This is a genomic window from Mucilaginibacter sp. UR6-1 (assembly GCF_020880975.1).
GTDB lineage: Bacteria > Bacteroidota > Bacteroidia > Sphingobacteriales > Sphingobacteriaceae > Mucilaginibacter.
Window position 1 is genome coordinate 880,056 of the sequence record NZ_JAJIWP010000003.1, and the last position, 24,031, is coordinate 904,086.

At 44.7% G+C, this 24,031-nt stretch carries 19 protein-coding genes; 9 read left to right on the forward strand and 10 right to left on the reverse strand.

Going from position 1 to position 24,031, the window contains the following annotated elements:
* The first annotated feature begins 235 nt into the window (after window positions 1–235).
* Window positions 236–1,453, forward strand: a complete 1,218-nt coding sequence (locus LJ707_RS14385; protein WP_228952134.1) for an ROK family transcriptional regulator — start codon at window positions 236–238, stop codon at window positions 1,451–1,453.
* Window positions 1,454–1,607: 154 nt separating this feature from the next.
* A complete protein-coding gene (nagB, locus tag LJ707_RS14390) occupies window positions 1,608–3,527 on the forward strand; it encodes a glucosamine-6-phosphate deaminase (RefSeq protein WP_228952136.1) in 1,920 nt (639 codons plus the stop codon).
* 487 nt (window positions 3,528–4,014) lie between these two features.
* Here the strand turns inward: nagB and LJ707_RS14395 are convergent, their stop codons facing one another.
* From LJ707_RS14395 to LJ707_RS14415, 5 genes are all read right to left on the reverse strand, one after another.
* On the reverse strand, window positions 4,015–7,152 hold the full coding sequence (locus tag LJ707_RS14395; RefSeq protein WP_228952139.1) for an efflux RND transporter permease subunit: 3,138 nt from the start codon (window positions 7,150–7,152) through the stop codon (window positions 4,015–4,017).
* Window positions 7,153–7,208: 56 nt separating this feature from the next.
* A complete protein-coding gene (locus LJ707_RS14400) occupies window positions 7,209–8,306 on the reverse strand; it encodes an efflux RND transporter periplasmic adaptor subunit (RefSeq protein ID WP_228952141.1) in 1,098 nt (365 codons plus the stop codon).
* 15 nt (window positions 8,307–8,321) lie between these two features.
* Window positions 8,322–9,596 (reverse strand): TolC family protein, encoded by a 1,275-nt coding sequence (locus LJ707_RS14405; RefSeq protein ID WP_228952143.1) that lies wholly within the window; start codon window positions 9,594–9,596, stop codon window positions 8,322–8,324.
* Between the two features lie 84 nt (window positions 9,597–9,680).
* Complete coding sequence (locus LJ707_RS14410; protein ID WP_228952145.1) at window positions 9,681–11,051, reverse strand: HAMP domain-containing sensor histidine kinase; 1,371 nt, start codon at window positions 11,049–11,051, stop codon at window positions 9,681–9,683.
* A 6-nt stretch (window positions 11,052–11,057) separates the two neighbouring features.
* On the reverse strand, window positions 11,058–11,741 hold the full coding sequence (locus tag LJ707_RS14415; protein ID WP_228952153.1) for a response regulator transcription factor: 684 nt from the start codon (window positions 11,739–11,741) through the stop codon (window positions 11,058–11,060).
* A 174-nt stretch (window positions 11,742–11,915) separates the two neighbouring features.
* Between LJ707_RS14415 and LJ707_RS14420 the strand changes: the two genes are divergently transcribed.
* The 3 genes from LJ707_RS14420 (at window position 11,916) to LJ707_RS14430 (ending at window position 13,673) form a co-directional block, all read left to right on the forward strand.
* Entirely contained in the window at window positions 11,916–12,380 is a 465-nt protein-coding gene (locus tag LJ707_RS14420) for an SRPBCC domain-containing protein (protein ID WP_228952155.1), read from the forward strand.
* A 20-nt stretch (window positions 12,381–12,400) separates the two neighbouring features.
* A complete protein-coding gene (locus tag LJ707_RS14425; protein WP_228952157.1) occupies window positions 12,401–12,922 on the forward strand; it encodes a DinB family protein in 522 nt (173 codons plus the stop codon).
* A gap of 67 nt (window positions 12,923–12,989) precedes the next feature.
* Window positions 12,990–13,673: an HAD family hydrolase gene (locus tag LJ707_RS14430; RefSeq protein ID WP_228952159.1), complete on the forward strand. Its 684-nt coding sequence runs from the start codon at window positions 12,990–12,992 to the stop codon at window positions 13,671–13,673.
* 494 nt (window positions 13,674–14,167) lie between these two features.
* On the opposite strand, the gene LJ707_RS14435 is transcribed toward LJ707_RS14430, so the two are convergent.
* The 4 genes from LJ707_RS14435 to LJ707_RS14450 form a co-directional block, all read right to left on the reverse strand.
* On the reverse strand, window positions 14,168–14,404 hold the full coding sequence (locus LJ707_RS14435) for an Atu4866 domain-containing protein (protein WP_228952161.1): 237 nt from the start codon (window positions 14,402–14,404) through the stop codon (window positions 14,168–14,170).
* 12 nt (window positions 14,405–14,416) lie between these two features.
* Window positions 14,417–15,277: an SDR family NAD(P)-dependent oxidoreductase gene (locus tag LJ707_RS14440; protein ID WP_228952163.1), complete on the reverse strand. Its 861-nt coding sequence runs from the start codon at window positions 15,275–15,277 to the stop codon at window positions 14,417–14,419.
* A 32-nt stretch (window positions 15,278–15,309) separates the two neighbouring features.
* The gene (locus LJ707_RS14445; protein ID WP_228952165.1) at window positions 15,310–16,140 is read right to left on the reverse strand and encodes an SDR family NAD(P)-dependent oxidoreductase; all 831 of its coding nucleotides are present in this window, start codon (window positions 16,138–16,140) and stop codon (window positions 15,310–15,312) included.
* An 85-nt stretch (window positions 16,141–16,225) separates the two neighbouring features.
* Window positions 16,226–17,131, reverse strand: coding sequence for an AraC family transcriptional regulator (locus tag LJ707_RS14450; RefSeq protein ID WP_228952167.1), 906 nt, complete (start codon window positions 17,129–17,131; stop codon window positions 16,226–16,228).
* 167 nt (window positions 17,132–17,298) lie between these two features.
* On the opposite strand from LJ707_RS14450, the gene LJ707_RS14455 reads away from it, so the two are divergent.
* Window positions 17,299–18,012: a superoxide dismutase gene (locus tag LJ707_RS14455; RefSeq protein WP_228952169.1), complete on the forward strand. Its 714-nt coding sequence runs from the start codon at window positions 17,299–17,301 to the stop codon at window positions 18,010–18,012.
* Between the two features lie 128 nt (window positions 18,013–18,140).
* Here LJ707_RS14455 and LJ707_RS14460 read toward each other — a convergent pair whose 3' ends face one another.
* On the reverse strand, window positions 18,141–19,256 hold the full coding sequence (locus LJ707_RS14460; protein ID WP_228952170.1) for an AI-2E family transporter: 1,116 nt from the start codon (window positions 19,254–19,256) through the stop codon (window positions 18,141–18,143).
* Window positions 19,257–19,387: 131 nt separating this feature from the next.
* Here LJ707_RS14460 and LJ707_RS14465 point away from each other — a divergent pair, with 131 nt between their 5' ends.
* The 3 genes from LJ707_RS14465 to LJ707_RS14475 all read left to right on the forward strand — a co-directional run bounded on the left by LJ707_RS14465 (window position 19,388) and on the right by LJ707_RS14475 (window position 24,020).
* Complete coding sequence (locus LJ707_RS14465) at window positions 19,388–19,780, forward strand: group III truncated hemoglobin (protein ID WP_228952171.1); 393 nt, start codon at window positions 19,388–19,390, stop codon at window positions 19,778–19,780.
* Window positions 19,781–19,872: 92 nt separating this feature from the next.
* Window positions 19,873–22,029, forward strand: coding sequence for a TIM-barrel domain-containing protein (locus tag LJ707_RS14470; RefSeq protein ID WP_228952172.1), 2,157 nt, complete (start codon window positions 19,873–19,875; stop codon window positions 22,027–22,029).
* A gap of 41 nt (window positions 22,030–22,070) precedes the next feature.
* Window positions 22,071–24,020 carry a glycoside hydrolase family 97 protein gene (locus LJ707_RS14475; protein WP_228952173.1) on the forward strand — a complete coding sequence of 650 codons (1,950 nt, stop codon included), beginning with the start codon at window positions 22,071–22,073 and terminating at the stop codon, window positions 24,018–24,020.
* The last annotated feature ends 11 nt before the right edge of the window (window positions 24,021–24,031 follow it).

Below are 24,031 nucleotides of genomic sequence, written 5' to 3' on the forward strand. Positions count from 1 at the left end.
GTCAGTTAAATCAAAACTAATAAAAAGGACGATAAACTTTAAAAAAAAATTAAAAAGATTTTTGGGTTTTATAAATTTTGATAAGTAGTTACTAAAAAATGTAACGCCTGTATGTATATTAGCGTCATATATATTAACTTATATTGTTGTAATTGTAAGCATAAGGCGTTACAATATTATAAGATTGTAATTTTAGCAGGCTACAACCGTTTTGTATTGAGAATTTTAAACCTTTATGTTTAACGCCAACAAAAAAACCGCTAAGCTTTATGCCGAGATAATACAGCAATTGTATTATGGCGAGCAATTATCAAGCGCCGAGCTTAGCGCGCGTATTGATAAAAGTATTCCATTGGTTACCAAAGCGGTTAACCACCTTATAGAGGCGGGTTTCGTGGTTGAGCAGGGTTATGCCCCGTCAAGCGGCGGGCGCAGGCCGTTAATGTACTCGGTACGGCATAACAGGTTGTACATTGTAACCGTGGCTATGGATCAGCTATCAACCCGTATAGGTATTGTTGACCTGCTGAACAACTTTGTTTCGCCGATAGAGATCATCAGCCTTAAACTAAAGGATAATGCGCAGGCGCTGGATTCACTGGTAGATATTATCAGCAAGCACGTTGAACAATCGGGCGTTGATAAAGAGAAGATAATTGGGGTAGGTATAGGTATGCCGGGATTTGTGAATGTTAATGAAGGTATAAACTACACATACCTTGATGCAGGCAAAAAAACGCTTACCGAATACCTGTCAGATAAGGTTGAACTGCCGGTTTATATCGATAACGATTCGAGCCTGATCGCTTTATCTGAACTTAAGTTCGGCATAGCCAAATCAATAAAGGATGTTATGGTGATCAACATAGGCTGGGGTATAGGCCTTGGCATGATCATTAACGGGCAGATATTCAGGGGAGAGAATGGTTTTGCGGGTGAGTTTAGCCATATACCCATTGCCGAAGAAGGTGCATTATGTGCCTGCGGTAAACAGGGTTGCCTTGAGGCCGAAGCATCACTGATGGCCGTTGCCCAAAAAGCCATTGAAGGGGTGGAGAGCGGGCAAAAATCAAGCCTGCAACAATATATTACCGACGATCACTCAAATCTGGCCGTAGGCAATGCCCTGATGGATGCCGCCAACAAAGGCGATCAGTACGCCATTGAACTCCTGTCTGACGCGGCTTATAAGATAGGCCGTGCGCTTTCCATATTGATACATATACTCAACCCTAAGGCCATTGTGCTAAGCGGCCGCGGTGTAAAGGTGGGCAAACTGTTACTGGCACCCATACAACAAGCACTTAATAAATATTGCATACCAAGGTTGGCGCAGGGTACCGAACTTTTTATCTCTGACATTGGCTTTGATGCCGAACTGATAGGTGCTGCCATACTGGTGATGGAGAGTTTTAACAAGGTGCACGAAGCAAGCGCCAAAGCATCCGCATAAAAATAATATTACTGAAACATAGTATAAATTACTGCGTTTAAGGAGATAATCATCGTTTGGATACTTTGTAAAAAATTTAATAAGTTTTATTTCATATTTAAAAAATATAAGTAAGTTTGTTTAATTTGTAGAGTACCAAACAACAACCCAATATATGTCACGACTCAATCTGCTTGAAGAAACCCGTTACGAAAAACTCCCGGTTACGGTATTTCCTGATTCAACAGCCGCCTCAAATAGTGTTGCCGCGCGCATAGCCGCACTGATACGCGACAAACAAAGCCGTGGTGAAACCACCGTTTTAGGTTTGGCAACAGGTGCTACTCCGGTAAAGGTTTATAAAGAACTGATACGCCTGCACAAAGAGGAGGGATTGAGCTTTAAGAGCGTAGTGACCTTTAACCTTGACGAGTACTTTCCGATGCAGCCTGATGCCGAACAGAGCTATGTTACTTTTATGAAGCAGCAACTGTTTGATCATATTGACATTGACCCGGCTAACATACACATACCTGACGGTACTTTGGCCGAAGAGGATGTAGCGCAATTTTGCATCAATTACGAACAAAAAATAAATTCATACGGCGGGCTCGACCTGCAAATACTGGGTATCGGCCGTACCGGTCACATCGGTTTTAATGAGCCGGGCTCGGCCCCAAATTCAGGTACCCGTTTGGTAACCTTAGATGATTTGACCCGCCGCGATGCATCGCGTGATTTTGGTGGTAAAGAGAACGTACCTACCAAAGCCATCACCATGGGGGTGGGTACTATATTTAAAGCCCGCGAGATCATTTTGATGGCCTGGAACCTTAAAAAAGCCAGCATCATTAAAAAAGCGGTTGAAGGTACGGTATCAGCCGAAGTACCGGCTACTTATCTGCAACTGTCTGACAAGGTGGAGTTTATCCTTGATCAGGATGCTGCTGCCGAGCTTACCCGTTTTGATACACCTTGGCTGGTTCGCGATTGTGTTTGGGATATACAACTGATAAAGAAAGCCGTGGTTTGGCTTTCAAAAACTACCGGCAAGCCTATATTAAAGCTTACCGAAGAAGATTACAACAACAATGGTATGGCGCAACTGGCTACCGAAAAAGGGCCGGTTTACAACATCAACATTGATATATTTAACAAGCTGCAGCATACCATTACCGGCTGGCCGGGTGGTAAGCCTAATGCTGACGACAGCCAGCGCCCTGAACGTAAGGACCCGGCTAAAAAGCGCTCTATCATATTCTCTCCGCACCCGGATGATGATGTGATCTCGATGGGCGGTACCTTCATTCGCCTGGCCGACCAGGGGCATGAGGTACACGTAGCTTACCAAACATCAGGCAATACCGCCGTTTGGGATGATGATGTGCTGCGTTTTATGGAGTTTGCCATTGATTTTAACAAAGCGCAAGGACTTGATACCGCTTCGCTTGAAAATACTTATAAAGTAAGTCGCGAATTTATAGGCAAAAAGCTGCCAAATCAGCCCGATCAGTTAGCTATACGTGAGGTTAAAGGCCTTATCCGTAAGGGCGAAGCTATTGCTGGTGCAAGGTTCGCGGGCTTACCTGACGAGAATATACACTTCCAAAACCTGCCGTTTTACGACAGGCAGAAAACTAACAGCAATGTAAGTTTTGAGGATGATATACAACAAACCATTGAGTTATTACGTAAAGTAAAACCACAACAGGTATTTGCCGCCGGCGATTTTGCCGACCCGCATGGTACACACAAAGTTTGCTTTGATGTTATTTTGGCCGCCTTACAGCGCCTTAAAGGCACCGAAGCATGGGTTGATGATTGCTGGTTGTGGTTATACCGCGGCGCATGGCACGAGTTTGAGATACATGAGATACAAATGGCTGTTCCGCTTTCGCCGCAGGAGGTGATGCGCAAACGTTTGGCCATTTTCAAACACCAGTCGCAAAAGGATCTGCCAGTATTTCCGGGTGATGATGCACGCGAGTTTTGGGTACGTGCCGAGCAGCGCACCGCCGAAACCGCCCGCGCTTACGATGAACTTGGCCTTGCCGAGTACGAAGCTATTGAGGCCTTTGTACGCTGGGATTTTTAAAAGAGCTTTTTTTAGTTAAGGGGTTAATTAAAAAAGAAGCCTGGTGTTCCGCTTAATTGCAGAACCCAGGCTTAATTGTTTTACCTCACCCCGGCCCTCTCCTAAAGGAGAGGGAGTTAAATTATCGAGCGGTAGCGAAAGATCATTACACAGGTATTAACAAATCGACAGATTCCTCCTCATACCTCGTTCGGAATGACAAATTGATTGTTAATCAAAAGCACAAACCGTAAATAACCTTTTATACCGGCATCAGGAATGCCCGGAGCAGCACAAGTCTTGCCAAAGCACACCCTTTCACCGGGCAGGGCGTAGCCGGCGATTTTTGTTTCTTTTGATCGCTCAAAAGAAATTGAGGACAGGTAATAAAGCAGTTTTGCGTTTTTTATAGTCTAATGGCTATTTTAGATATATTGATAGCAACAAAAACGCCATAGCGAAGTTCGCTATGGCGTGGGGTATTTTGCTGATTACCGGCGCTAATTTACTATGAACTTATAGCGCCAATTTTTTTCAATAGTTTGCGGTTTTCACGCTTGTGGATAAGTTTATACACTATAGCATAAATAACAGGCAGTATCAGCAAGGTAAGTATGGTTGAAGTAACCAAACCGCCTATTACTACAATGGCCAGCGGTTTTTGCGTTTCAGAACCTATACCTGTTGATATGGCTGCGGGCATCAAACCTATCGCTGCCATCAGGGCTGTCATTACCACGGGGCGTACCCTGGATATTACGCCATCAAGCAAGGCCTGATCAAGGTGCATGCCCTCCTGCAGGTTTTTGCGGAATACCGATATGAGTATTACCCCATTCTGTATACACACACCAAACAAGGCGATAAAACCAATACCTGCTGATATGCTAAAGTTGATACCGGTTATGTGCAATGCCAGTATGCCACCAATTAAGGCAAAAGGTACATTCATCAGCACAAGTACGGCATCCTTACTGTTACCAAAGGTTACAAACAGTATCAGGAATATTACCAGCAAACAAATTGGTACCACACGCGCCAGGGTGTTTGATGCGCGTATCTGGTTTTCAAACTCACCGTTCCAGGTAAAGGAGTAGGCATGAGGTAATTGTACACTCTTGTTTACCTTAGCTTGCGCCTCGGTAATGGTGCTGCCCAAATCGCGGCCACGAACAGAGAATTTTACGGCGATGTACCTTGAGTTGTTATCACGGTAAACAAAGGCCGGGCCGGTAATTTCCCTGATGGTTGAGATCTCTTTGATGGAGATTTTTGATCCGTTAAGGGTTGGTACCATCAGGCGTTCAATATCCTCCTGTGTGGCCCGATATTGTTTTTGGTAACGTATGCGGATGTCAAACTTGCGCTCACCTTCATAAAGCTGGGTAGCGGCTTTGCCGCCAATGGCCATCTCTATCACCGCGTTAGCATCAGCAGTTGATACACCGTAAAGAGCCATCTTGCGCTGGTCAAGCTCTATCCTGAACTCAGGCTGGCCAAGGTTGCGCAGTACGCCGAGGTCGGTAACGCCATCTACATGTTTTAGTACCGACATTACCGCGTCGGCTTTTTTATCGAGCACCTCAAAATCGGGCCCGAATATTTTTACCGCCATTGATGCCGGAACACCTGCCACAGCCTCGGCCACGTTATCAATAATAGGTTGCGAATAGTTGAATACAATACCCGGAAACTGGCTGAGTTTTTTATCCATCTCGGCTATCAGTTCATCCTGTGTAATGTGTCTTTTCCATTCCTTTTGGGGCAAAAGGTCAACCTGTATCTGTACGTTGAAAAATCCTTTAGGGTCGGTACCATCATTGGTGCGGCCAACCTGCGACAGAGTTTGCTTAACCTCCGGAAAAGTAGCCAGTATGTCGCGCATTTTGTTGGTTACATTCACCGAGTTTTCCAGCGAAGTACTCATTGGCAATTGTGCCGATACCCAAAGCGCACCCTCGTTAAGCTGCGGTAAAAACTCGGTACCAAGTAACTTAGCCGACATAAAGGTTAGCACCATGGCACTCATAGCTACTATCAGGCTCAGCTTTTGGTTGCGATAAGTAAAGCTGAACATCTTTTTGATGCCATTCTCAAAAAACAACACGATAGGGTTATGTTTTTCGCGCACGTTTTTACGCAGTAACACGCTCGACAGGGCAGGCACCAGTGTAAGGGTGAACAGCAGCGCACCCAGTAAGGCAAAGGCCAGCGTGTAAGCCAACGGCGAGAATATTTTACCCTCAACCTTTTGAAACGCGAAGATGGGGATCAGGCAGGTAATGATAATCAGTTTGGAGAAAAAGATGGCTTTACCCATTTCAGAACCCACATTTTTAAATAGGCCCAGCTTGGCCAGCTTGTTGAATTTCTCCATGCCAACCTCTTTAGCGCGATGATCAAGCGCGACAAAAAGGCCTTCAACCATTACTACGGCACCATCTATAATGATACCGAAATCGACAGCACCCATAGAGATTAAATTGGCCGTCATGCCCTTTATCCGCATACAGATAAAGGCGAATAACAAAGCCAGCGGAATAATGATGGATACGGTAAGCGTAGTACGCCAGTCGGCCATAAAAAGTAATACCACAACGGTAACCAGTACTATACCCTCCAAAAGGTTATGGATAACCGTTTCGGTACAAAACTCCATCAGGGTGGTGCGGTCGTAAAAGGTGTCTATCTTAACATCTTTTGGCAGTACATTTTCGTTCAGGTCCTGCACCTTATCTTTAATACGTACCAGTACATCCGCCGGGTTTTCGCCTTTGCGCATAACCACAATGCCTTCAATAACATCGTTGTTTTTATCCCTGCCTACCTGCCCTAAGCGCGGTAAGCCGCTCTCCTTTATTACCGCGATGTTTTTAGCCAGGATAGGCACATTGTTAACATTCTTAATAATGATGTTCTCAATCTCATTGATGTTGTTGATGAGGCCGATGCCGCGTACCACAAATGCCTGGTCGTTCTTTTCAATAATATCGCCGCCTACGTTAATGTTGCTGCGGTTAATGGCGTTGTACACATCCAGCGAGGTAAGGCCATATTTTTGTAACAGCGATGGGTTTACACTCACCTCGTAATCTTTTTCTTCGCCGCCAAAGCTGTTTACGTCGGCAACGCCGGGGATGGCCTTGAACTGGCGGTCAAGCACCCAATCCTGTATGGCGGTAAGCTCATGCAGCGATTTGGTTTTACTTTTAAGCGTATAACGGAATATCTCGCCGGTGGGGCCGTAAGGCGGCTCAACTTCGGGTTTTACACCATCCGGTAACTCAGCGTTACTTAGCCGGCTTAATACCTGCTGGCGTGCAAAGGCATCGTCAACATCATCATCAAAAATAATGCGTACGTATGACAGGCCGAAGGATGAGGTGGTACGCAGGTTTACCTTTTTTTGTACCGAGTTTAAAACGGTTTCCATAGGTATGGTCACCATTTTTTCAACTTCCTCGGCACTGCGGCCGGGCCATTGCGCTATAATAATGATCTGCGTATTGGTAACATCCGGAAAGGTTTCAATAGGGGTATTGAGATAGCTCCACACCCCGGCAACGGCAAGCACAGCGGTTAAAAAAAACACAAGGGCCCGGTTGCGCAGCGAAAAATATATGATGCTTTTAATGAATTTGTTCATTGTAGTAAATATTGCGCCGGTGGTAACCCACAGCGGCAGTGAAACAGGTCAGGCTGTTATTCGGCTGATAGCGCGTTGTATAAAAACAATTGGTTTTGAGAGATAATGCGCTCACCGGGTTTTAATCCGCCTGCTATGTAGGTTACGCTGTCAACCGTTTTTACCGGGTTAACTTCGCGTATTTCCATATCGCAGCGGTTGTTGTATATCACCACGTAATGCTTGCTGTTATCAAATATTACGGCTGATGCAGGCAGGGCCACGGCAGTACCGCTTTCGTTATTGGTAACCACTACGTTGGTAAACATTTCGGGTTTAAGCAGTAAATCTTTATTAGGCAGTGAAATACGTATATTCATTACCTTGCTGTCCGGGTCAAGTACGGAGTTCACCAGGTCTATCTTACCGGTAAATACCTTGTCGGGGTAGGCAATGGTGGTTACCTTGGCTGTATAACCCTGTTTTACTTTGGCGATATCGCTTTCAAAAACATTGGCGTTTATCCACACATCCTTCATGTCTGATATGGTGAACAAACTCTCGTTATTATCGGGCCTGATAAAGTTGCCTGCCGATATATTTTTTTCAACCACATAACCATCACGCGGTGCGCGGATAACAAGCGTACCATTTGCGCTGGTGTTGCCGCCGCCGTTAATGGCTATCTGTTGTTTTACCTTGTCGTCGGCAGCGAGGGCTTTGGCATAGTTCTCTTTGGCCTCGGTGTAATCCCGTTCGCTTGATATACCATTTTTGTACAGGTATTCGGCCTGTTGTAACTGGCGTTTGCTGATGGCAACATCGGCACGGGTTGATTGCTGGTCGGTATAGTTACCGGCCACATCGGCACTGCGCAGTATGGCAAGCACCTGGCCTTTGCTCACCTTATCGCCAAGAGATACCTTAACATCGGTTACCTGCCCGCTCGTAAACGGGAATACCTTTACCACCTTATTCTCATCAAATGATACCTCGCCGGTAAGCGATAGTTCATCCTTAACCTGCGATACCTTAACGGTGTCTATCTTGATCATGCGTGCCATGGAATCGCTAACGCAAACCTTTTTGGTTTCCATGGTATTGGTTTTATGCTGCTCGCAGGCGCTAAGTGCAAAAACGAGGGCTATAGCGCCGTATGCAAATTGCTTTTTCATCTTTTTATATATTGTTTATAGAGGATCAACTACTGTGGTGCCTACCGCGAAATTCAGATCGGCAATGGCTTTATTAAGGTTAAATTGCTGTTGTAATATTTTGAGCTTAGTGTCTTTGTAGGAGTCAAAGAAATCCACAAATTCAGGCAAACTGATCTGCCGTAGCTTAAAACCTTTCAGCATGTTGGTATATAACTGATCGTAGCGGTCGTAAAAATCGGTTTCGCTTTGGCCAAGCAACTGGTTGCTGAGGCGGTACTGGTTAACGGCCGAGTAAACATCATTCTGCAACTGCAGGGCATTGTTTTGTACAACAAATTGCTGACCTTGAGCGCTTAGCTGGGCTGCCTTTATATTGCCTTGGTTGCGGTTAAACAAGGGCAGCGGCACGCTGATCTGTAAGCCAACATAGTGCGGCGCGTAGTTGCTGTTTTGGTCATACGCTACGCCAAGGGTAACATCGGGCTTGGCTAATGCCTTTTGCAGGGCTACATTATCATTATTTTGCTGTAAGGTGTACTGGCCGGCTAAATAATCGCCGCGCAGGGTTTTGGCTTTTTCGGCAAGCTCGGCGGCGTTTAACGGTGTGTTGTTTGCCTTGAAATTTATCTGTGGTAACACAAATTTATCAGCAGGTACGCCAAGCAGGGTTTTAAGTTCGCTTTGCAGTTGGGTAAGCTGGCGGTTATTCTCCACCAGGTCGTTTTGCAGGCCGAATAGCAATGCCTTTAAGCGTACCACATCCTTCAGTGAGTTATTACCCGCATCGTACGATTTTTGAATGGCGTTCACCAGGTTTTGTGCCGATGCTATTTCGGTTTGGTAAACTTTACCCTGTTCAACCAGGTTTGATATTTGGGCAAAATCAAGCAGCAGGTTGTAGCGCAGGTTACGCAGCAGGTCATCAAACGCGGCTTGCTGTATGCTGGCATCATCCTTTGCTACCTGTACCTGTTTACCGCGTTTACCGGCAGTGGTAAATACCTGGCTTAGTTGTAAGAATATCTGCCCGTTATTTTTGCTGTGATCAAAAAACTTGCCCGAATTATCGGTGATGTTCTGATCGGTGCTTAATACGGGGTTATCCCACAAACCGGCTTGCTTAATGAGGGCCTTTGAGGCATCTACATTATACTTTTGAGCAAGCAGGGTAAGGTTGTTTTGTAAAAAAAGACTTTCGCTGTCCTTAAAGTTCAGCTTGAGTGTGTCCGTTTGGCTGTAGGCTTTTGGGGCGCTGCATATTGCCAGTACGGGCAGCAGTAGTTTGAATAAATTTTTATAAGGTGCCATTTTTTGTTCTGATCTTTCGATAGATCAAAACTATTGCAGCCAAATTGGAAGTGAATTAAACCTGCATTAAAAAGCGATTAGAATTTATAATACGCCGTTTTTAATGAATTGAACCACAAAAGTACTGCCTGCTTTTCCGTCAGATATTACCTCAATACGGCCGTGGCAAAGCTGAATTATCTTATCGGTAATATACAGGCCAAGCCCGTTGCCAGGCAGTTTTTTAACATTGCCTGCGCGGTAAAAGGGGCGGAGGATCTTTTGCCGGTCGGTTTCAGAAATGCCGGGGCCCTTATCAGTAACCGTAATGCTAACCTTTGTTGCCAATGCCTCAAACTTAACATTAACCGGTTCGCCGCCCGAATATTTAAAGGCGTTATCAATAATGTTATTCAGCGCTATGTAGAGCAGCGGTTTGTTGCCCTGAATTTCAAGTTCGCTTTCATCATCAGGCATATTGGCCAGCGTAAGGTTCAATTTTCCGGGGCCTTTTTTTTCTGTCCAGCTTTCATGCAGTTCCCATAGCAACTCATCAACCCGCACGGGCGATATTTTAGCCTGCGTGTAGTTCATATCCACCTGTGCCAGTTCCATCAGGCTGGTAATGGTTTCCTGCAGGCGCAGTGCATCGGCAGATATGGAGGCTAAAATGCGCTCGTATTCATCCGTATTGCGTATTTTGGTTAAGGCAACTTCCACCTCGCCCATAATACTGGTAAGCGGGGTGCGCAGCTCGTGCGAGGCGTTTGCCACAAAAGTTTGCTGCAACTCAAACGCATTCTCTAAACGCTCAAGCAAGCTATTAAAGTTGCTGATCAATTCATCAATCTCATCCTTATTTTTAGCCCCTTCAACCCGCATGTGCAGGTTGCTCGATCGTATTTGCCCCATTTGGGTAATCACCTTTTTAATAGGGGCGAGGGCGCGGTTGGCGAATATCTGCCCGGCAAAAAACAGCACTGCCGTAAATACAATAAACAGTACCAGTGCTACCTGGCTCAGCATGGTAACACGGCGCGGAAAACTGCGGTCAACGGCCGATACCAGTATCACAAAGTCGCCCTGGTTATCATGATAGAGTTTACCTACCACCTGTCGGCTGCCATCCTGGTACTTCAGGTACTTATCCTTACGTACCTGTTCAATAATGGTATCGGTCCAAAAAATGTTGTTGTGGGTATTAAATGCCGATTTATTATCATCATCATACACCTTTATCACTTCGCCGTTCAGCTTGTCGAGGTAGCGTTGCTGCACCTGTACCAGCGAGTCGGCATTGATCTCGTCGGCTTTCAGGTATAGCTGCGAGGCCACATTGGCACGGTCCGTAAGACGGTCATAAAAATCCTCACGCGAGAAGGAGTAAACCGCCAGGTACAACGCTATCAGCACCAGCAGTAACGCGCCCGAACTGATCAGCGTAAAATATAACGACAGGCGGGTTTTTATCTTCATGGCCGGTTATTGTTCCTTTAAAATATACCCCATGCCAATAACGGTATGTATCAGCTTTTTATCAAACCCTTTTTGGATTTTGTTGCGCAGGTAATTTACATACACATCAACCATGTTCGTCTGTGTGTCAAAGTTGATACCCCAAACCTTTTCGGTAATATATTCTCGTGATAACAGTTTGTTCGCGTTGCGGATAAAAAGCTCCAGCAAGGCATACTCTTTCGCTGTCAAAGCTATCTGTTTACCTGCGCGCTCAGCGGTTTTATCCCAAATGTTCAGTTTCAGATCGCTAAAGTTGAGGTAGTGGCTTCCTGCCGCGTCAGCGGGTTGCCTGCGGCGCATCAGCGCCTCAATACGAGCCAGCAGCTCTTTAAAATGGAAGGGTTTAACCAGGTAATCATCAGCCCCGGCGTGGAGGCCGTTTACCTTGTCATCAATAGTGCCTAAAGCGCTTAGTATCAATATAGGGGCATCCTGTTGCTTTTGGCGTATCTGCCGGCAAAGCTCCATGCCGCTAAGCAGGGGCAGCATCATATCCAGAATAAACAGGTCGTACTTGTTTTGCAGCATCATGGTAAGCCCGGCCACACCATCGGCAGCTACGTCAACGGTATAATTATGCTCTTCAAGCCCCTTTTTTATAAAGGATGAAACTTTCTCTTCATCTTCAACTAAACAAATACGCGTCATAAAAAAGCCCGGCTATTAATATGCAATTTTAAGCATTTAATAGCCTACTATAAAAGCCGTGGCTAATTATAAATTATATACACCGCGGTTTGGCATTATTGCCCCCTGTATTAGTCGCGAATGCACCTGCCGGAGTTATTGTATTGATGTTAAGTTTGTTTTACAAAACCTAACATGATGAGTACAGCCGATTTTGAGATCAAAACCAACATTCAGATCAGCAAACCTGCCGCCGAGGTATTCGAGGCTATTGTTGATCCCGCGAAAATGTCAAACTATTTTATTGCCCGCGGCAGTGGCTGTTTGGAAGCGGGGCGGCAGGTAATGTGGAGCTTTCCTGAGTTTGAGGGTGAGTTTCCGGTGGAGGTAAAAAAGGTAAAAGAGAATGAATTGGTAACGTTGACATGGGATGTAGAGGGTACACCTTTTTTAGTTGAAATGATACTGACGCCACGCGGCGAATATGCTACAAAACTAACTGTAACTGAAAAAAGTACCGCGGCAGGGCAACCATCAATACAATGGCTTAAAAATAATACCGAGGGCTGGGCCAATTTTTCGGCCTGTTTAAAAGCTTACGTCGAGTATGGCATCAACCTGCGTAAGGGCGCTTTTGATTTTATGAAAGATAACATTTAACCATTTATTTAAACACCACCATGGAAACATTAAAGCTTACCAAAGGGCAGATGCTGCACGAGTTGCAGGATATACTCGATACTTTTGTTTACGAATTTGAGAGGATGCCTGCCGAAAAAATAAATAGTATGCCCTTTGCCGGTAGTTGGACGGCAGCGCAGGTGGCCGAGCACCTCATACTCTCGGCAAATGCCTTTGTAGGCCTTATGCAGGGGCCAACTCAAGATACGCAACGCCCGCCTGATGCCCTGGTTGATGAATTGCGTACCATATTAGGTAATATGGAGATCAAAATGCAATCGCCGGATTTTATTTGGCCGGCCGAAAATGAATATGTTAAAAATGAACAGCTAAACAAGTTGCAAAAAGTTACCGAGCTGCTTTTTAACGCCGCTGCCACGCTTGATCTTGATAAAACCTGCACCGGTTTTGAATTACCGCAGATGGGGCATATAACACGCCGCGAAAGCGTGGCATTTATAACCTACCATACCCGGAGACATACGCATCAGCTTAAAAATATAAAAAAAGCTTTGGTTTGACAGGCTTGAGGATAATGCTATAAAAATATTATTGTATTAACCATCAAAGCGTTATTTTTAACGCACTATGAGTATAAAAGTTATCGCTTTTGATGCTGATGATACCCTTTGGGTAAACGAGCCATATTTCAGGCGTACAGAGGAGGCATTTTATATACTGCTTAACGAATATTTGCAGCAACACGCGCTTGAGCGGGAATTGCTTAAAACGGAGATCGCTAATTTAAAACTATATGGTTACGGTGTAAAAGGCTTCATCCTTTCGATGATTGAAACAGCTTTACAGGTTACCAACAATACTATACCTGCTGAAATTATAGGACGGATACTTGACCTGGGCAAAGCCCTGCTTGATGAGCCTATTGAATTGCTTGATGGGGTAGAAGAGGTGCTGGGTACCTTAAAAGAGCGTTACCGTTTGGTTGTAGCTACCAAAGGCGACCTGCTTGATCAGGAACGTAAGCTTAAAAAATCAGGACTGAACCATTATTTTCACCACATTGAGATCATGTCCGAAAAAGATGATGCTAACTATCTGAAACTGGTAAAACATCTGGACATTCAGCCGGATGAATTGCTGATGATCGGTAACTCTTTAAAATCAGATATTATGCCGGTGCTTAACATTGGCGGCTCGGCCATACATGTGCCTTACCACATTACCTGGGCGCACGAGCAGATTGAGGATACCATTGATAACGATAAGTTTGAAAGTATAGCGAGCATTAGGGAAATACTGAAAATGGTGTAAAACCTGTCCTGAACTTCTTTTGTGCGAACAAAAGAAGCAAAAGTCGCCGTCTGCGTCCTACCCGGTGAAAGTTTATGCTTTTGTTTTACAGTCAATTGTCATTCCGAACGAGGTACGAGGAGGAATCTGTCGCTCTGTTAATGAACGTAGGCGATATCCCGCTCTTAGCTATCAGCTTTATGCTTTTGTTTTCCAATTGATTTGTCATTCCGAACGAGGTACGAGGAGGAATCTGTCGCCTTGTTATTGAACGCGGGCAAATTTCATTTTTATTTATCAGCTTTATGCTTTTGTTTTCAAACGATTTGTCATTCCGAACGAGGTACGAGGAGGAATCTATCGCTCTGTTATCGAAAAAGTAGAAAATGCGTCATTGCGAGGTACGAAGCAATCCCTTTAAGGCAATTTAACTACTTATCGCTTCAGAGATTGCTTCGTACCTCGCAATGACGTAAAAAAGCCCCTCTCCTTCAGGAGAGGGGCTGGGTGAGGTATTAATCCTGACGGTAAAGTACCATACCTGCGTGGTACAATATCCCGTTCCTGAAGTCGCCATCGGCGGTAAAGCCGGTATCGTCTACATATTCTATATGGTCGCCTACAATTGTGTAGTTGCCCTGGTAAGCACTTTCACGGTCGCCGCGGGCTTCGTCATAACGGCCGTTAGGTAACAAATTGTGACGTATATAACCATCTTTGGTTACCCACATGCCGGCATACTTATTATCCATATGTTTAAAAAATTATTTGTCAACCGCTTGAACATCATAACCGGTTGAAAAGGTTACTTCTTTCCAGGCTTCCAATTCGTTCTTTACATTTTCAATCTTTTTATAGGCCAGGTTGTAAGCATCCTCACCTAAAAATAAATGTACCGGCGGGTTTTCAACCTCACTTATTTTTATCATGGCAAGTGCCGCCTTGTCCGGATCGCCGCCCTGGTTGCCGTTCATTTCATTCTCATGAAAGTTTTGCGAGTCACGCACGCTTTTGTACTCTTCAATAGGGTTTGAAGGCACGGTCATTGAGCCTGATGTAAGGAAATCGGTACGGAAATAACCTGGAGATACTACGGTAGCATGTACGCCAAATTCCTTGATCTCGGCAGCCAATGATTCGGTAAAGCCGTGTACCGCGAATTTTGTGGCGCAGTAGATACCAAAGCCCGGAAAATCGCCGGTAAAGCCGCCTATCGAGGCGATGTTGAATATATGGCCTGAGCCTTGTGCGCGTAAGTGCGGCATTGCCTTGCGGATCACGTTCAGCGAGCCGAATACGTTTACCGCGAAGTTGTCATAAGTTTCTTCCTCGCTCAATTCTTCTAAACTGCCCAGCATACCGTAACCGGCGTTGTTTACCACCACATCAATTTTACCAAAGTGCTTTACCGTAACGCTGATGGCTTCGGCTACGCTTTGCTCACTTTTAATGTTCATTTCAAGTGGTAAAAATTCATCATTAGGGTTGCCAACGGCATTGTTAAGCTCGGCGGCGTTGCGTGAGGTAGCGGCTACGTTGTAACCTGCTGCCAGTAATTGTTTTACCAGTGATAGGCCCAAGCCTTTAGATGCTCCGGTAACAAACCATGTTTTTTGCTTTTTCATTTTATTAAAGGATGTTTTAGTGATTTACTTTATTAATAATCTGTTGATTTGGTTAGGCTTTCGTATTGTTTAAATGCAGTATTCAGGCGTTCCAGTTTTTCATTAGCGCGTGCATAGGCATCGCTGCCTAAAAGCAGGTAAAGCGGCGGGTTTTCAAGGTTAACCAGTTCCATCATGGCCGTGGCTGCCTTGTCGGGGTCGCCAGCCTGCGCGCCGCTCATTTTCAGGTACCGGGTATGTGTTTCGCGCACGGCGGTATAGGCATCAATAGTATTGTTGGTGATGTAAAGCGAATCAGGTTCCAAAAAGTTGGTGCGGAAACCGCCGGGTGCAACAACAGTCGCTTTAATGCCAAACTCTTTTATATCAGTAGCTAATGATTCGGTTAGCCCAACAATGGCATATTTTGTGGCAGCGTAAATGGCCCAGCCTGTGTTGGCGGTTATACCAGCTATTGATGATATATTGATGATGTGCCCTGAGCGTTGTGCACGCAAATAAGGCATTGCCTGCCTAATAACGTTGAGCGTGCCGAATACATTTACATCAAAACTAACGCGTGTTTCGTCGTGACTCAACTCTTCAATGCTGCCGCCAATGCCGTAACCTGCGTTATTGACAACCACATCAATACGGCCAAACTTTTCAACAGTGCTTTTTATGGCTGATGCAATGGCTGCTTCGTCCTTAACATCGGCTTGCAGGGGTAAAAAATTATCATCAACCCCGGCGGCGGCAACCAGTTCAACCAGTTTGCGCGATGTTGCGGCTACAGCGTGGCCCGCGTTTAAAAGGCTTTTTACAAGTGAAAGGCCTAAACCTTTAGAGGCCCCGGTTATAAACCATATTTGTTTGTTTTCCATTGTGCTGTTTATTTTATTAACAGTACAAAGGTAATACGGGTTTAAAGGGGAGCGATAGCGTTAATCAAACCAAAAGTTGCAAAATTCACACATTGCGATAAGCCGACGGTGTGAGCTGTGTTTGTTTTTTAAAAAAGTTATTAAAGTGCGCGGGCTCATCAAAGCCAAGGGTATAACTTATTTCGGAGATGTTCCAGGTGGTATGCCTCAGCAGCACACGTGCCTCGTTGGCCAAGCGCTCAAAAATATGGCTGGTTGTGGTGCGCCCTGTTGTTTGGCGTATGGCACGGTTAAGGTGATTTACATGTACTGATAACTTGTCGGCAAAATCATTAGCCGAGCGCAGGGTAAACCGTTGCGAGGTCGACTCGATAGGGAATTGCCTTTCCAGCAGTTCGGTAAATATTGAGGTTATGCGTGAGTTGGCATCGGGGTGGCGGTACAGGGTTTCGGTAGGTTGGAGTTTTAACGCGTAATGGATCACCTCGTTCACGTAGTTGTTAAGCAGATCATACTTGAAACGATAGTCGGAGGCTATTTCATTGAGCATTTTTTCAAATATCTGGGCAATATTGTCATATTGCTCATCATTAAGTGCATATGATGGTTTGCCTCCGGGGGTAAACATAGGCAAGTCGCTGATATTGCTGCGAAGCCGCTCGGTAAAAAAGCCCTCTTTAAAAATGCAGAAGTAGCCTTGCATATCGTCAGACATGGACTCGAAGGTATAAGGTACATTGGGGTTGAAGAACATCAGGGCCTTGCCATCAACATCCACACTTTTATCGGCATAATGGTAGCGGCATTTACCGGTGAACAGGGTTACTTTGTAGTAATCGCGGCGTGTATACTTAACAGGTGTTTTGTTTGGCCCATGGCAGTCCTCTAAACGGAAAACATTAAAATGCCCAATATCCTGCCCAAGGTTATCAGGCAACCAGTCAAATTTGCTTTTATAAAAATCTTCTAATGATTCTGTGCCGGCTATCATGGTGCAAACTTACGTAATTCAAACCATCAAATACAAATGCTTGCCTTATGTGTTGGGTGGTATATGTAAAAACATTGCAACAAGCCCGATTTTGTAACATGAGGTTAAACATCAGCTTAATATTAATTGTTAAGTTAGCAGTATTCAAACTTATAATTCATTTCATCATGGAAAACAACAGCCGTCGTAAATTCATACAAACCTCGCTTGCCGCTACCGCCGCGGTAACTGTAGGTAACTCATTTATTGCAAATGCCATTGCCGCCGAAACTGAGCCCGCGGCTTTTGCTTTTAAACAGGTGCCACTGCCTTTTAAGTATGCCGACCTTGAGCCAAGTATTGACGCGCTTACCAACGAAATACATTACACCAAGCACCACGCCAGCTATATTAAAACAATTAACGAGCTGATCGTATCTGATAAGATACCTTACAAAACCGAAAAGGAATTTTTCGCTAACGCTTCCAAGTTATCTGCAAAAGCACGTAACAATGCGGGCGGTGCCTGGAACCATAACTTTTTTTGGGAAAGCCTGAAATCGCCTTCAACCGCTGCGCCCACCGGTAAAGTAGCAGATGCTATCAATGCCTCGTTCGGATCGTTTGATAAGTTTAAAGCTGAGTTTACCGATGCCGCTACCAAACGTTTTGGCTCAGGCTGGGCATGGCTGGTAAAAGATGGCGCTAAATTGAAAATAGGGTCGACCGCTAACCAGGATAATCCATTGTTCGATAATTCAGAGATCAAAGGTACACCGCTTTTAGGCCTTGACGTGTGGGAGCATGCCTATTACCTGAAATACCAGAACAAACGCCCCGACTATATTAACGCCTGGTGGAACGTTGTAAACTGGGATGCCGTAGCTAAAAGGATGGTATAGTCATTCGCTGTGCTGTCATTGGTCAATTGTCATTAGTCATTGGTCATTGGTCATTAGATTTGAATAGGTTATAATGACCAACCTAAGAAATGACTAATGACCAATGACTAATGACCAACGCCTAATGACTAAACGGTAGTAGGCTTATCCGGAACATTCTTCTTTTTGCGGAATGCAGGGAAATTCATGGGGCTGAGGTTAGGCCTTTCGTCGCCTAATAGTACGCCCCATTGTTTAAATTGTTCCGAGCGGTCGAACATTATTTTAAGTACCGCTATTAACGGCAGGGCTAAAAACATAGCTGATATGCCGCCCATAGTGCCTGCCAATATTACCCCGACTATTGCCGCCAGGGCATTTATCTTCACCTTTGAGCCTACTATGCGTGGCATCAGTATATTGTTATCCAAAAACTGAACTACGGCTATAGCACCCAGTACAATAAATATAGGTAATATTTGCTGTGATGAAGCGAGCGTGATCAGTACACCCAGTACGTTGCCTATCAATGCGCCCAGGTAAGGTATCAGGTTTAAAAACGCGAATATCACTCCAATAAGCAAAGCATGCTTTATACCAAACAGAAACAATATGCCGCCTAATAATACAGTGATGTAGGTAATCTGTATCAGCAAGCCTATCAGGTAGCTTTTAATAATACTCTCGGTGGCGCGCATACCTTCTTCAACCTTAGTGTGCTGGGCAGGTTCAAACCACATAAATACAAAGCGTACCAGCAGGTTTTTATAAAGCAGTATGAGGTATATATAAATAGGCAACAAACCAAAAAACAGCAATATGTTACCCACTGAACCTGCCGCGCCGCCCAAAATATTACCCAATGAACCGAGCAGTTTATTACTTTGCTCGTCAATAAATTTTAACTGTTCTTTAGCGGAGTAGTTAAACTCTTCGGCTATCCACTGGCTGAGGGAATTAAGGTGCTTGCCCACATTTTTTTCAATTTGCGGAAAATCAGCCACCAATGAACCTATTTGTGCTGAAAAGAACCATACGATAAGCCCCAGGAATATGAACAATAGTAATATAGGCAGAAATATGGCCAGCACCTCAGGCACCCTGACTTTTCTGAAAAAACGGAGTACAGGCAATAGCATCAGGCTAATGAAAAAAGCCATCAGCAGGGGCATGATAATGTTTTGGCCGATAATAAATATGGTACCTGCAAGCGCAAGGCCCAAAAGCTCGATTGACCGTTTTACCGTAATGGGGATCTCTTTCATAATTCAGTTAAAAGTATAAGCGAAAATCGCTCCTTTTGTTTATACAATAGGGTTAATATTGGCATCTTTTATAAATTATTATTACACAATTTTAACGCCCGCAAAAGTTGCCGTATTTATATTTGTAAGCAATGGCAGCACCTAAAGATATTTTTAACCTTGATGACATAAAAAAACTGGTTGATACCTTTTATGGCAAGGTGCAGCACAACCAATTGATAGGCCCGGTTTTTAATGAGCGTATTCAGGACAGATGGCCGCAGCATCTTGAAAAAATGTACAGCTTTTGGCAAACCGTATTGTTAGAAGAGTACACCTATTTTGGCCGCCCGTTTCCGCCGCATGCGCAGTTGCCGGTTGAGCGTGAGCATTTTGAAACCTGGCTGAGTATCTTCAATGAAACCGTTGACGAACTCTTTACCGGCGATAAAGCCACCGAAGCCAAATGGCGCGCAGGCAAAATGGCCGAAATGTTCCAGATCAAGATAGCTCACTTTCGAAACGCTAACCACAATATCCTGTAACAATCAGGCGATCTGCAAAAACGTTTTTTCAATAATTTTTATCTAAAAGTTTTTTATCTGTATGTTTAACAGCTAACCAATGCTAATTAAACATGCCATTCAAAATACGTTTACGCGAATTTTTTATTCTGCTTATACTTTTTAATGTTTCTTCACCCGTTGCTTTTGCGCAGCAAAGGCAAATTACAGCGGTTGCGCCGGGAGTAAAAAAGATAAGCATCGGCCAATCAGAGCCGTTAACACCCTATAGTTTTTGTGATGAAAAACCACAGGTAGCTGCCATGCAGAAGCTGCCCGCCGGTAAACTGCCGTTTGATATTAACAGCATTAGTATTAACATCAGCGAAAGGGGGGTATTGGTTGAAGTACCTTTGGACGATAAGGAACAACTTTATGGTTTCGGCTTGCAGATAGGCTCGTTCAACCAGCGCGGTTTACGTAAAAAGCCCATCGTGAACGATAATCCGTCAACCAATTTAGGTTATACGCACGCCCCCACAACTTTTTATGTATCCAACAAAGGGTATGGCATACTGGTAAACACAGCCCGCTACGCTACTTTTTATTGCGGAACCACTGCTAAAAATGTTAACGATGCAAAGGCATCCACGCAAAGCAATGGCGGCAATTCGGTAAATGAGTTGTATGCCAACAAAGGCGGTTCGGCGGGCTTTGTATCTGCTGATGTGCCGGGCGCCAAAGGGATTGAGATATACGTTTTTGAAGGGCCGGATATGCTGAGTGTTATGCAGCGTTATAACCTTTTTTCGGGCGGTGGCGCGTTGCCTGCCATTTGGGGTTTAGGTGTTAAGTATCGCGTTAAGGCTGACTTTAAGCAGGATCAGGTTAAAAAAATGGCAGCTTATTTCAGGGATAACCACATCCCTTGTGATGTGTTGGGGCTTGAGCCGCGGTGGCAAACGGCATCATACTCATGCTCATACGTATGGAATAACGAGTTTTTTCCAAACCCGCAAAACCTGACCGATAGCATGAAACTGCAGGGATTCCATATCAATTTGTGGGAGCACGCTTTTGTCAATCCTAAATCGCCGTTGTATGCGCAGTTAAAAAATAGATCAGGCAACTATTTGGTGTGGAACGGCCTGGTGCCCGACTTTGCCGACAAGCAGGCCACTAAGCTATTTGCCGATTATCATCAAAATACCTTTGTAAAGCAAGGCATATCCGGCTTTAAAATGGATGAGTGCGACAACTCCAACATCACCATGGGCGATGCCACGTGGAGTTTTCCGGAGCATAGCCGTTTTCCTTCGGGTATGGATGGCGAGCAAATGCACCAGGTATTTGGTGTGCTGTACCAAAAGGCCATATATAATATCTACAAGCAAAATAATATCCGTACTTATCTGGATGTGAGGGCTTCGAGCTCATTCGCTTCATCATACCCGGCTGCCCTATACAGCGATACTTATGATCATAACGAATATATCGGCATGGTGGTTAACTCTGGCTTTTCGGGGCTGATCTGGTCGCCCGAGGTGCGGGAGTCAAACACAGTGAAGGATCTGATGCGCCGCAGTCAAACGGCAGTGCTATCGGCACAGGCCTTGTACAATTCATGGTATTTGCAAAACCCGCCTTGGTTACAAATCAATATCAAGCAAAATAACAATAACGAGCTGATGGCCAATGCCAAAGAGGTGGAGGCTGATGTGCGTAAGCTGCTTAACTTCCGCATGAGTTTGGTACCGTATCTGTATAACGCCTTTGCCGATTATCATTTTAAGGGTATACCACCATTCAGGGCTTTGGTGATGGATTATCCTAACGATGAAAAGGTGTATAACATACCTGATGAGTATATGATAGGGCAGGGCATTTTAGCCGCCCCGCTTACCGAGAAGCAAAATGAACGCAAAGTTTACCTGCCAGCCGGTAACTGGTACGATTATAATACCGGTAAAAAGATGGATGGGGGAAGGGAATATACCATCAATACTTCGTTCACCGATTTGCCCATTTTTATAAAAGAAGGTACCGTTTTGCCGATGGCCAAACCAGTTGAATATGTTGCACCCGACACCAAATTTGAGATAACCTGCTATGTTTACGGCGAAAAAGCGACAGGCAGTTTATTTGAAGATGATGGCGTTACCTTTAATTACGATAAGGGAAATTACAATAACATCAGCCTGAACTATGAGGGTGCAAAGGGCAAGGCCGAACGTAAAGGCAATTTTAAAAACAAACGGTACATTATAAAAAAATGGGAAGTAATTAAATAAAACTTCCACCTGATACTAAATACATCACTTAATACAAGCACATGAAGAAACAAATTTTACTCACCACTTTACTACTCTCGGCAGGTGTGAGGCTGATGGCGCAAACCATTGATCTTACCTCGCCCGATAACAAGATCAAGCTGACGGTTGACCTGAAGGACAGGATCAACTATTCCGTTAGCGTTAACGGCGATGCGCTGTTGAGCAACTCATACCTGCAGCTTGATTTGGGCAAGCAAAAGCTGGGCGAAAAACCAAAGTTGATTAAAAAGGCGGTTACTGCTGTTAACACCGTTTTGCATCCGGTGGTATCTTTAAAAAATAGCTCGGTGCCTAATAATTACAATCAGCTAAAGCTCGACTTAAAAGGTGATTACAGCGTAGAGTTCCGTGCTTATAATGATGGGGTGGCGTATCGCTTTGTTACCAATAAAAAGGATTCTATCGCTATAAATAACGAGGATGTTCATTTGAACTTCGCGGATAATGTGGAGGCATCGTACCTTGAAACCGGGAGCTTTAAAACATCATATGAGATAGTTTATCAACGCAAACCATTAGCCGATGTGAATAAGGGTAAAATGAGCGTGCTGCCTATATTGTTCGATAATAAAAAGTATAAGGTGTTGCTTTCCGAAGCTGACTTGTACGATTATCCCTGCCTGTTTGTAAAAACTACCGGCGATAAAAGCGTTGATGCCATATTCCCGAAAGCGCCGCTGGCTTTTGGTCCGGATGGCGACCGTAGCCTGGAGATCAAGAAGGAAGCGCCTTACATTGCCAAAACAGCAGGCAAGCGCAATTTTCCTTGGCGCTTTGTGGTGATTACCGATCAGGATAAGGAGTTGGTGGCTAATCAGATGGTTGCGCGCCTGTCAACCCAAAATCAATTAAAAGATACCAAATGGATAAAACCCGGCCAGGTAACCTGGGAGTGGTGGCACAATGCTTATGTGTATGGTGTCGATTTTAAATCAGGCTATAACCAGGAAACTTATAAATACTATATAGACTTTGCCTCGAAATACGGTATACCATATATTATTATGGATGAGGGCTGGGCCAAAACTACCGAAAATCCTTTCGAGCCTAACCCAACCATCAACCTGCACGAGCTCATTGATTACGGTAAAAAGAAGAATGTAAAGATCATACTGTGGTTTACCTGGCTGTCGGTTGAAAATCATTTTGACATATTCGAGACCCTGAAAAAATGGGGTATCGCGGGCATGAAGATCGACTTTATGGATCGCAGCGACCAGTGGATGGTGAACTACTATACCCGTGTTGCTAAAGAGGCTGCCAAGCACCAGATACTGGTTGATTTTCACGGCGCTTTCAAGCCTGCCGGTTTGGAATATGCTTATCCCAACGTGCTCTCGTACGAGGGTGTTATCGGTATGGAGCAAAACATTGGTGGTGGTTGGGCTACGCCTGATAACAATTTATATCTGCCGTTTCTGCGTAACGCTGTCGGACCGATGGATTACACACCGGGTGCTATGCGTTCAGCCCATAAAAAAGATTATAAACCAACCTGGGTAAATACCATGAGCATTGGTACCCGTGCGCATCAACTGGCTATGTATATTGTGTTTGAAAGCGGCCTGCAAATGCTGGCCGATAATCCATATAACTACTACCGCGAGCCGGAGGCCATTAAATTCATTACCAGTGTACCTGTTACGTGGGATGAAACCCGCGTGCTCGATGCCTCTTTAGGCGAGTACGTAGTAACCGCCCGCCGCAAGGGTGGCAATTGGTTTATAGGCGCTATGGGCAACAGTAAACCGCATGAAATTACGATTAACACCAGCTTTTTAAAGCCGGGTATTACCTACAACATCACGCTGATTAAGGATGGTATCAATGCCGATTTTCAGGCGATGGACTTTAAGCAGGTTATTAAAACCATTAAAGCAGGCGAGGCTATCGATATAAAAATGGAGGCTGACGGCGGTTGGGTAGCACGTATTGAGCCGGCTAACTAAACCATTTTCAG

Bases quoted from the DNA above. Each gene is read 5' to 3' on its own strand.
- LJ707_RS14405 (WP_228952143.1), bottom strand. From the start codon at position 9,596: ATGGCACCTTATAAAAATTTATTCAAACTACTGCTGCCCGTACTGGCA.
- LJ707_RS14435 (WP_228952161.1), bottom strand. From the start codon at position 14,404: ATGGATAATAAGTATGCCGGCATGTGGGTAACCAAAGATGGTTATATA.
- LJ707_RS14395 (WP_228952139.1), bottom strand. From the start codon at position 7,152: ATGAACAAATTCATTAAAAGCATCATATATTTTTCGCTGCGCAACCGG.
- LJ707_RS14385 (WP_228952134.1), top strand. From the start codon at position 236: ATGTTTAACGCCAACAAAAAAACCGCTAAGCTTTATGCCGAGATAATA.
- LJ707_RS14415 (WP_228952153.1), bottom strand. From the start codon at position 11,741: ATGACGCGTATTTGTTTAGTTGAAGATGAAGAGAAAGTTTCATCCTTT.
- LJ707_RS14430 (WP_228952159.1), top strand. From the start codon at position 12,990: ATGAGTATAAAAGTTATCGCTTTTGATGCTGATGATACCCTTTGGGTA.
- nagB (WP_228952136.1), top strand. From the start codon at position 1,608: ATGTCACGACTCAATCTGCTTGAAGAAACCCGTTACGAAAAACTCCCG.
- LJ707_RS14425 (WP_228952157.1), top strand. From the start codon at position 12,401: ATGGAAACATTAAAGCTTACCAAAGGGCAGATGCTGCACGAGTTGCAG.
- LJ707_RS14465 (WP_228952171.1), top strand. From the start codon at position 19,388: ATGGCAGCACCTAAAGATATTTTTAACCTTGATGACATAAAAAAACTG.
- LJ707_RS14475 (WP_228952173.1), top strand. From the start codon at position 22,071: ATGAAGAAACAAATTTTACTCACCACTTTACTACTCTCGGCAGGTGTG.
- LJ707_RS14455 (WP_228952169.1), top strand. From the start codon at position 17,299: ATGGAAAACAACAGCCGTCGTAAATTCATACAAACCTCGCTTGCCGCT.
- LJ707_RS14420 (WP_228952155.1), top strand. From the start codon at position 11,916: ATGATGAGTACAGCCGATTTTGAGATCAAAACCAACATTCAGATCAGC.
- LJ707_RS14460 (WP_228952170.1), bottom strand. From the start codon at position 19,256: ATGAAAGAGATCCCCATTACGGTAAAACGGTCAATCGAGCTTTTGGGC.
- LJ707_RS14450 (WP_228952167.1), bottom strand. From the start codon at position 17,131: ATGATAGCCGGCACAGAATCATTAGAAGATTTTTATAAAAGCAAATTT.
- LJ707_RS14470 (WP_228952172.1), top strand. From the start codon at position 19,873: ATGCCATTCAAAATACGTTTACGCGAATTTTTTATTCTGCTTATACTT.
- LJ707_RS14400 (WP_228952141.1), bottom strand. From the start codon at position 8,306: ATGAAAAAGCAATTTGCATACGGCGCTATAGCCCTCGTTTTTGCACTT.
- LJ707_RS14410 (WP_228952145.1), bottom strand. From the start codon at position 11,051: ATGAAGATAAAAACCCGCCTGTCGTTATATTTTACGCTGATCAGTTCG.
- LJ707_RS14445 (WP_228952165.1), bottom strand. From the start codon at position 16,140: ATGGAAAACAAACAAATATGGTTTATAACCGGGGCCTCTAAAGGTTTA.
- LJ707_RS14440 (WP_228952163.1), bottom strand. From the start codon at position 15,277: ATGAAAAAGCAAAAAACATGGTTTGTTACCGGAGCATCTAAAGGCTTG.